The organism is Streptomyces sp. NRRL B-24572 (assembly GCF_002156145.1).
Classification (GTDB): domain Bacteria; phylum Actinomycetota; class Actinomycetes; order Streptomycetales; family Streptomycetaceae; genus Streptomyces; species Streptomyces vietnamensis.
Window position 1 is genome coordinate 1 of the sequence record NZ_MWIG01000554.1, and the last position, 8938, is coordinate 8938.

Genomic DNA, 8938 nt, shown 5'->3' on the forward strand with positions numbered 1-8938 from the left:
GGAGCGCCACCGCCCGTGGGCCTACACCCCGGACCACCGCCCTCGGCTGTGCGAAGTCTGACGGGACTCCGTGTATCCAGAAGGCGGAGGACCGGCCGTGATGACGGAAGCGGAACGGGCAGTACGAAGGCGACGGCGAGAACGCGGCACGCAGCCGCTCTTGGCGCGCTGGGACCGGGGGCTTGTCAGCCGGCGTGGATGTCGGGGTCGGTCCTGCGGACCGGCGGTGGGTTTCAGCGGCCGTCGAATGCCTCGGGCCGGGGTGCGTACAGCCGCATCGTGATGCCCAGTGGTCCGGGCGGGGTGGGCAGCCAGTTCGCCTGACGGTCCGGGCCGGGGTCGTGAGGGAGATGAGCATGTCGAGGGAGCCGTCGGCGTCGGCGGCAACGAAGGGGGAGACGGCGTCCTCGGGCGGGTTGGCGCCGAGCCCTCCGGCGGCGACCGCGGCGCGCTTGAAGCAACTGTTGCCGTAGACGCCCATGGTGCTGGTGGGAGGTCCGCCAGCCGTTCGCGGCGGTACCGAAGGAGGCCAGGGAGCCGAGGACCGCCTCGCGGGTGCCGGCCGCACCGGCTTCGAGCTCCGCGAGGCCGGTGGCATCGAAGCGTCCTGGGCCGAAGTCGCGGCCCGGGACGATGCCCAGTAGCGCGATGCGGGCCAGGACGGAGAAGTCCGAGGCGGGGGCGACGACGAGATGGTCCTGGTCGCCGGTGCTGGTGGTGCGTCGGCCGATGGTGGCGAAGACGTCGGTCCACACGTCCATCAGAGACAGCATGAAGTAGCGGTCGGCGGCGTCGGTGACGTGCAGTGCGACCGGTCCGGTGGTCAGGTCGAGCCAGGCGGTGGAGTAGGGGGTGTCGAAGTCGGGCCGGACGACGGTGGGGAAGTCCGCCGGTGGGAAGGCGCGCAGACGGTGGAACTGGTTCGGAGTGCCGTAGCCCGGCCGCACGTCCGCGGGCACGGCTGCCGGCTGCCGTCGGGTCACGTCCGTCATGACCGGTGGATACAGGTAGACGTGTGCCTCGCGTCCCAGAGTCCGCAGATCATCCGACAGCACGCCCATGCCCGTTCTCGCCTTCGCCCCGGGCGACCGGTGCTGCCCCTGCGCTTCGCAACCTGCCGGTCGTGACACGGCCCCGTCCACGGCGTGAACCGGTTTCAGGACACTGACTGCTGCGGGTCACTCGCCCGCCGCCGCGCAGGTCTTCGCTGCCCACGCCGCCGGCCTCGGAGGCCGGAACCAGCCGCACGACCAGGTGGACCCCGGCTTTCACAGGCGGATGACGACGAGGGCGGTGTCGTCGGTGAGACCTGCCGGGGGGATGAGGTCGGTCAGCAGCGTATCGGCGATCGTGTCCGGGTTCGCGGCACCGTGACGGGTGATCGATTCGGCGAGCCGGGCCAGTCCGGCGTCGATGTCCTCGCGGCGGCGCTCGATCAGCCCGTCGGTGTAGAGGACGAGGACGGAACCCTCGACGAAGGCGATGTGAGCCTGGGGGCGGGCGACATGCTCGGGCCGTGCCCCGAGCGGAGGGTCGGTGGCCTGGTCGAGGAAGGTGACGGCGCCGTCAGGGTGCCGGAGCGCGGGTGGGGGGTGACCGGCGCTGCTGTACGTGAGGGTGCGGGTGTTCCAGTCGATGAAGACGGAGACGGCGGTGGTGGACTCGGCGCCGTCGAGGGAGCGGGCGTACAGGCCGAGGACCTCCAGGGCCTGGGCGGGGCCGTCGGCGACCCGGGAGGCGGCGGACAGGGCACTGCGCAGCTGGCCCATGACGCCGGCCGCCCGAAGACCGTGGCCGACGACGTCGCCGACGGCCACGGCCGTACGGCCGTGGCCGGGCAGGTCGGCCAGGTCGTACCAGTCGCCGCACACGTTCAGGGCCCCCACCGCGGGCCGGTAGCGCACCGCGGCACGGTGATGGACGAGCGGGCGGGGCGCGGGCAGCATCGCCTCCTGCAGATGGAGGGCGACCTCGCGCTCCCGGGAGTGTGCCTGGCGCAGGCGCTCGTTGACCTCCTGCAGTTCCCGCGCCCGGGTGTACAACTCCGCCTCGAGGACCTGCGCGCGGTCTCCACCGGACCGCCCGCCGCGGGCGCGGATGAGTTCGGTGACCTCCTCGACCCGGTGCAGCAGCAGTGCCACGGTGCCGTCGGGGGCGAGGACGGGCACGTTGACCGGGCTCCAGTACCGTTCCTCCCACACCCCGGGCCGGTCGGGACACTCCACGTCGTACCGCTGCAGGGCCATGGCGTCGGGCTCCCCGCTGTCCGCGACCCGCCGCAGCGAGGCGTACAGGTTGCGCATACCGGTTGCCGCGGGGTCGTTGGGGTTGTCGGGAAACACATCGAACAGGTAGCGGCCGATGACCTGCTCGCGGGTCCGGCCCGACATCGACAGGTACGCCTCGTTGGTGTCCGCGAACACCAGATCAAGGGTGAGCAGCGCCACGGCGCCCGGCAGCGCCTGGAAGACCTCCTGGTAGTCGATTCTGACACCGCTCACCATGTACCTGCCCACTCCACGAGGTGCCGATCATGTGCTTCCCACATGGTTCGCACTGTCTGCGAACCGGTCGGCTGCGGCCAGCCCGGAGTGGGCCATTTGGTCCTCTGACGGCGGCGGCCTGTCTCACGTCCGCCCCACGAGGGCGGTGGCTGATCGTTTTTCGCCCCGTGCCGATTCAGAGGGAAGCGGCCCCCTCGCCGGCCCACGATCACCGCTCATGGGTCTGCCGGTGCGGAGACCACTCTCCATCCCATTGGCCTTGGCCCGTCCTTCCCCGTAACGCCAGACCTCGGTACGGGGAGGTAGGCCCACAGCGCAGATCGCTCAACCGCTTCCGGGAGCAGAGGCGTCGGCTTCGTTCGACGGTCGTCCGCGCTGAAGCTCCGTACCGCGAGTCGCACGCGAACGCCCAGAAGGAACCGGGCTTCTTCGGCGAGTACGGGCCGACTCCGTGTTCCTGGCCCCGACCCTGGCCGATCGCGACTGAGTCGGCGGCGCCGTCGCCCCCGGGCGGCGGACTTGTCGGACGCCGCTGGAGAGGGGCCGCGCGGGACGGGCCCGAGGCCGTAGAGCTCCCCGCCCGGGGTGGTGCGGCCGTCCTGCCTTCACGGCCTGATCCCCCTCCCGGCGAGCAGTGACCGGTACCAGTGGTAGGACGCCTTGGGGGTGCGCCGCCCGGTCGGGAAGTCGACGTGGACCAGCCCGAAGCGCCTGCTGTACCCGTAGGCCCACTCGAAGTTGTCCAGCAGGGACCAGACGCTGTATCCGCGCACGTCCACGCCCTCCGCCAACGCCTCGGTGATCGCGCGGAGGTGGCTGTCCAGGTAGGCGATGCGGTCGGTGTCGTGCACGCTGCCGTCGGGGGCGGGGGAGTCGTGTTCGGCGGAGCCGTTCTCGGTGATGTGGATCGGTGGAAGGCCCGTGCCGTAGCGGTCGCGCAGCGAGACGAGGAGTTTCCGGAGGGCACCGGGGACGACGGGCCAGCCCATGGCGGTGTGGCGGACGCCGGGTGCGGGGACGGCCTCGAAGCGGTTGTCCATCGCAGTGCGGCGGGCGGGGTCGGGTTCGCGCCAGGGGGCGGCGCGCACCGTGGACGGCGTGTAGTAGTTGATGCCCAGGAAGTCCATCGGGGCCGATACGAGGGCGAGGTCACCTTCGCGGCGGAAGTCCTCGCGCTCGATCAGCTCGCCCCAGGTGTCCGCTTCGGCGGCGGCGTAACACCCTTTGAGCAACGGGTCGGTCCACATCAGGTTGCGCTGCGTCTCGGCGCGAAGGGCGGCGGCCACGTCAGTGGCCGCCGGGGTGGCCGGGGAGATGTGGTCGAGGTTGAGCGCGATGCCCGCCTCCTGGACGCCGACGGCGCGCAACGCCTCCATCGCCAGGCCGTGGCCGACCAGCAGATGGTGGGCCGCGGCCAGCGCCGGCGTACCCTCACGCGCTCCCGGGGCGTGCTCGCCGTTGGCGTATCCCAAGAAGGCGCTGCACCACGGCTCGTTGAGGGTGATCCAGCGGGGTACCCGGTCATGGAACCGTGAGGCGACCAGTTCCGTGTACTCCGCGAAGCGCTGGGCGGTGTCCCGCGAGCGCCAGCCTCCGACGTTCTCCAAGGGCTGGGGGAGGTCCCAGTGGTAGAGCGTCACGACCGGTGTGACACCGGCGTCCAGCAGGTCGTCGACCAGGCGTTCGTAGAAGTCGAGCCCTCGTGGGTTCACCGGGCCTCCGCCGGACGGTCGGATCCGCGGCCAGGCGAAGGAGAAGCGGTACGTGGCCACTCCGAGGTCCGCGAGCAGGGCGACGTCCTCCCGGTGCCGGTGGTAGTGGTCGCAGGCGGTGTCGCCGCTGCTGCCGTCCAGAATGGTGCCGCCGCTGCTGCCGTCCAGAATGGTGCCGCCGCACCGGGCGAAGGCGTCCCAGATCGACGGCCCCCGCCCGTCCTCCTCCGTCGCGCCCTCGATCTGGTACGCGGAGGTGGCGGTGCCGAACTCGAAGCCGGGCGGAAAGGCCGCGGGGTCAATCATGAAAGGAGACGTCCTTCGGTCGGGAGACATGAAATCGGCTGCGGGAAGCAGAGCCGAGCATGAGGTGGTTCAGCGCTTCCGTCCAGGGTCCGAAGGCGGAATGGGCTCGGTTTTACTAAACAAAGGCTTAACTGAACCGGTTAACTGGACAACGTTGTCATGCTGCACCCAGAGTGTGGTGCGCCTTTCCCTGTCCGCGCTTACGGAAGGCTCGACGCGATGGTGTACGGAGCACTCGACATCGGGGGTACGAAGATCGCCGGCGCCCTGGTCGACGGCGAGGGCCGTCTGGTCGCCCGGTCCCAGCGGGCCACCCCCGCCCACGGTTCCGCACCGGAGCTCATGGCCGAGGTGTCCGCCGTCATGGAGGAACTGTCCGCCCACCCCGAGTGGGCCGCCCTCTCCTGTCTGGGCATCGGCAGCGCCGGGCCCGTCGACACCGCCGCGGGCACGGTCAGCCCGGTCAACATCCCGGCCTGGCGCTCCTTCCCGCTCGTGGACCGGGTGCGGGAGCACCCGCGGTTGCCGTCCGGGATCCGGCCCGTCCTCGTGGGCGACGCCGTGGCGATGGCCGCTGCCGAGCACTGGGCGGGAGCCGCGAGGGGGAGGGACAACGCGCTCTGCATGGTCGTCTCCACCGGAGTGGGCGGCGGGCTCATCCTCAACGGCGCTCTCCACGCGGGCCGCTCGGGAAACGCGGGCCACATCGGCCACATCACCGTGGAGCAGGACGGCCCCCTCTGCCCCTGCGGCGCACGCGGCTGCGTCGAGCGCTTCGCCAGCGGCACCGCCATCGCCGCCCATGCCCTGGAGGCCGGGTGGACCCCACCGCCCGGCGTCGCCCCGACGGCCGCCGAGGTCGCGAACGCGGCCCGGGCGGGTGACCCGAGGGCCCGCGCCGCCTTCGACCGGGCGGGCCGTGCCCTGGCCGCGGGCATCGCGGCCACGGCGGCGCTGGTCGAACTCGACCTCGTGGTCGTGGGCGGTGGTGTCGCGCAGTCCGGCGAGACGCTCTTCGGTCCGCTCCGCCGCCACCTCGCCGGCTACGCGGTCCTGGACTTCACCCGCGACGTCCCGGTGGTGCCGGCGGGGCTCGCGCTCGACGCCGGACTGATCGGGGCGGCCGCGGTCGCCGCCGCTTCGGCCGGACCGTCCCGCGCGGGTGCCGGCGCCGCCGGCAGCCGCGCACCCCGTCCGTGACCCATCCGGAAAGAGAGCTCGTGGACCTCCTCTCCAACACCGTCCAGCCCTATGCCTGGGGCTCCCGCACCGCGATTCCGAGCCTCATGGGAACGCCGCCCACCGGCCAGCCCCAGGCGGAGTTGTGGATGGGGGCCCATCCCGCCGCGCCGTCCCGGGTCGACCGCGGGCACGGGCCGCTGCCCTTGGACCGGGTGATCGGCTCGGACCCGGCGACGGAACTCGGTACGCCCACCCTGCGCCGGTTCGGGCCCCGACTGCCGTTCCTGCTGAAGCTGCTCGCCGCCGACGCCCCGCTCTCCTTGCAGGTCCACCCCGATTCCGCCCGGGCCGAAGCGGGCTTCGCGCTGGAGAACGCCCTTGGAGTGCCCCTGGACGCTCCGCACCGCACCTACCGGGATCCCCACCACAAGCCCGAGATGATCGTCGCCCTCACCCGGTTCCACGGGCTGTGCGGTTTCCGAAGCGTCCGGCAGTGCGCCGACCTCCTGGACGCCCTTGCCGTGCCCGCCCTTCGTCCCCATGTCGAGGTACTGCGGACCCGGTCGGAAGAGACCGCCCTCGCGGAGGTCTTCACCGCCTTCCTCAGCCCGCCCGAAGGGCTCCTCGGCACCGTCACCGAAGCCGTCACGACAGCCGCCGCGCACGTGGGCCCGCACCAGAAGGACTTCCTCTGCTACGCGGAGGTCGCCCGGGCACACCCGGGCGACCCGGGGCTGCTGGCCGCCCTGATGCTGCGCCGTGTCGAACTGCGGCCGGGGGAGGCCCTGTTCCTCGGCGCCGGCGTCCCGCACGCGTACCTCTCCGGCCTCGGCGTGGAGATCATGGCGAACTCCGACAACGTCCTGCGCTGCGGACTGACGTCCAAACACGTCGACGCGGCCGAGCTGGTGCGCGTGATCCGTTTCGGCGCCCTCCCCGGCCGCGTCCTCACGCCCAGGGAGCGGGCGGGCGAAGAGGTCTACCCGATCCCCGTCGACGACTTCCGGCTGTCGCGATTCCGGCTCCGCCGTTCGGAGCGGCCGCGTCCGCTTCCCGCCGGAGTCCCGCGGATCGTCCTGTGCGTCGAGGGAGCGGCGCGGGTGACCTCGGTGGCGACGGGCGACACCCTGCGGATCGGACCGGGGCAGTCCCTCTACGTCCCCGCGGCCGAGGCGGTCTCCCTCGCGGGAGAAGGAGCCGTCTTCCGCGCGACGGTCGGAACCGGGGCCGCCGCCGACGCCCCTCCGGGTCCACGCGAAGACGACGAAGTAACTTAACCGGTTAGGTTCTGTCTATTGTTTTCCGGCCTCCTTCCCCTCTAGTCTCGTCATCGGTCGCCGGGCGTTCCGCGAATCCGCCACGCCACCACCGCGCGGGGGACATCCCCCGCCAGTCGGCGCACTTCCTCCCCTGCTCGGTGAGAGCCGAAGAAATACATCGAGCAGCGGGAATCCACCGGCCCACCCCCGCGTCCTCGACGCGTCGCTCCGCAGGACCGGCAGTACCGCACCCTCCATGTCAGGCAAGCCCGCACGCCACGGCACCGCGCCCCGGCATGCGCGCGACCGAGTTGGGAGCACCACATGAACAGGACACTGACCACCGCGGCGGGAGCGCTGCTCGCCCTCGCCGCCGCGACGGTCACCGCGCCCGTCGCGGCCCACGCGGCCGACACCTCCACCACCGGCTTCCACGTCACCGACGGCCGGCTCCTCGACGCCAACGGCCAGGACTTCGTCTTCCGCGGAGTCAACCACGCTCACGCCTGGTACCCCGGCAGGACCGGTCAGGCCCTGGCGGACCTCAAGGCGCTCGACGCCAACTCGGCCCGGATCGTGCTCAGCACGGGCGACCGGTGGACGAAGAACGGCGCCGCCGACGTCGCGAACATCGTCACCCAGTGCAAGGCCAACAAGCTGGTCTGCGTCCTCGAGGCCCACGACACCACCGGCTACGGCGAACAGAGCGGAGCCGTCTCCCTCGCCAAGGCGGTCGACTACTGGCTGGAGGTCGCCGGCGCGGTCAAGGGCCAGGAGAAGTACGTCGTCATCAACCTCGGCAACGAGCCGCACGGCAACACCGGTTACAGCGCCTGGACCGAGGACACCAAGAACGCCGTCACCCGGCTGCGCGCCGCCGGTTTCCACCACACCCTCATGGCGGACGCCCCCAACTGGGGTCAGGACTGGTCGAACACCATGCGGGACAACGCCCCCGCCGTCTTCGCCGCCGACCCGGAACGCAACACCGTCTTCTCCATCCACATGTACGGCGTCTACGACACCGCCGCCGAGGTCCAGGCGTACCTGAACAGCTTCGTCAGCCGGAAACTCCCCCTGGTGGTAGGAGAGTTCGGCAACGACCACTCGGACGGCAACCCGGACGAGGACGCCATCATGGCCACCGCCCGCCAGCTGAACCTCGGCTACCTGGGCTGGTCGTGGAGCGGCAACGGCGGGGGAGTGGAGTACCTCGACCTCGCCACCGACTTCGACGCGAACCGGCTCACGCCCTGGGGACAGCGCCTGTTCGACGGCGCCGACGGCATCCGGCAGACTTCGCGCGAGGCGAGCGTCTACGGAGGGACCGGCGGTGACACCCAGCCGCCGACCGCCCCCGGCGCTCCCACCGCATCAGAGGTGACCGCCACCGGGGCCCGGCTGACCTGGACCGCCGCCACCGACGGCACCGGCGTCACCGGCTACGACGTCGTCCGCGTCAACGGCTCGGCGGAGACCCCCGTCACCAACACGACGGGCACGAGCGCCACGCTCACCGGTCTGACGCCCTCCACGACCTACGCCTTCGCCGTGTACGCCCGTGATGCCGCCGGCAACCGTTCTCCGCGCTCCGTCACCACCACCCTCACCACCGCGGCCGGACCGTCCGCCGGAAACTGCACCGTCGGCTACCGGCTGCAGGACTGGGGTACCGGCTTCAACGCCGACGTCACCATCCGCAACACCGGTACCGAGGCCGTCAAGGGCTGGCGCCTCGACTTCGCCTTCCCGGGCGGCCAGACGGTGACCTCCGCTTGGAACGCCAAGGTCGCCCAGGAGGGCGACCAGGTGCACGCCACGCACGAATCCTGGACCGAGACCATCCCGGCCGGCGGCAGCGTGAGCTTCGGCCTGAGCGCCTCGTCCACCGGCGGCAACGCCGTTCCCGCCACCTTCACCCTCAACGGCGCCACCTGCGCCAAGAGCTGAGTCGCCCCGCCCCTCCGGGCCCCGT

At 71.7% G+C, this 8938-nt stretch carries 6 protein-coding genes; 3 read left to right on the forward strand and 3 right to left on the reverse strand.

Translation table 11 applies throughout. The annotated features are described in order from the left end of the window. Window positions 1–233: 233 nt before the first annotated feature. From CCN56_RS29650 to CCN56_RS29660, 3 genes are all read right to left on the reverse strand, one after another. Window positions 234–992, reverse strand: coding sequence for a DUF1254 domain-containing protein (locus tag CCN56_RS29650; RefSeq protein ID WP_218779464.1), 759 nt, complete (start codon window positions 990–992; stop codon window positions 234–236). A 276-nt stretch (window positions 993–1268) separates the two neighbouring features. Beyond that, entirely contained in the window at window positions 1269–2504 is a 1236-nt protein-coding gene (locus CCN56_RS29655; protein WP_086831031.1) for a PP2C family protein-serine/threonine phosphatase, read from the reverse strand. 605 nt (window positions 2505–3109) lie between these two features. Further along, on the reverse strand, window positions 3110–4522 hold the full coding sequence (locus CCN56_RS29660; RefSeq protein ID WP_086831032.1) for a GH1 family beta-glucosidase: 1413 nt from the start codon (window positions 4520–4522) through the stop codon (window positions 3110–3112). A gap of 219 nt (window positions 4523–4741) precedes the next feature. Between CCN56_RS29660 and CCN56_RS29665 the strand changes: the two genes are divergently transcribed. The 3 genes from CCN56_RS29665 to CCN56_RS29675 all read left to right on the forward strand — a co-directional run bounded on the left by CCN56_RS29665 (window position 4742) and on the right by CCN56_RS29675 (window position 8913). Then, the gene (locus CCN56_RS29665; RefSeq protein WP_086831033.1) at window positions 4742–5722 is read left to right on the forward strand and encodes an ROK family protein; all 981 of its coding nucleotides are present in this window, start codon (window positions 4742–4744) and stop codon (window positions 5720–5722) included. Between the two features lie 20 nt (window positions 5723–5742). Continuing rightward, window positions 5743–6981 carry a mannose-6-phosphate isomerase, class I gene (gene manA, locus CCN56_RS29670; RefSeq protein ID WP_086831034.1) on the forward strand — a complete coding sequence of 413 codons (1239 nt, stop codon included), beginning with the start codon at window positions 5743–5745 and terminating at the stop codon, window positions 6979–6981. 306 nt (window positions 6982–7287) lie between these two features. Continuing rightward, window positions 7288–8913 (forward strand): cellulase family glycosylhydrolase, encoded by a 1626-nt coding sequence (locus CCN56_RS29675; RefSeq protein WP_086831035.1) that lies wholly within the window; start codon window positions 7288–7290, stop codon window positions 8911–8913. Window positions 8914–8938 lie beyond the last annotated feature (25 nt).

Bases quoted from the DNA above. Each gene is read 5' to 3' on its own strand.
- CCN56_RS29650 (WP_218779464.1), bottom strand. From the start codon at position 992: ATGACGGACGTGACCCGACGGCAGCCGGCAGCCGTGCCCGCGGACGTG.
- CCN56_RS29675 (WP_086831035.1), top strand. From the start codon at position 7,288: ATGAACAGGACACTGACCACCGCGGCGGGAGCGCTGCTCGCCCTCGCC.
- CCN56_RS29665 (WP_086831033.1), top strand. From the start codon at position 4,742: ATGGTGTACGGAGCACTCGACATCGGGGGTACGAAGATCGCCGGCGCC.
- CCN56_RS29660 (WP_086831032.1), bottom strand. From the start codon at position 4,522: ATGATTGACCCCGCGGCCTTTCCGCCCGGCTTCGAGTTCGGCACCGCC.
- CCN56_RS29655 (WP_086831031.1), bottom strand. From the start codon at position 2,504: ATGGTGAGCGGTGTCAGAATCGACTACCAGGAGGTCTTCCAGGCGCTG.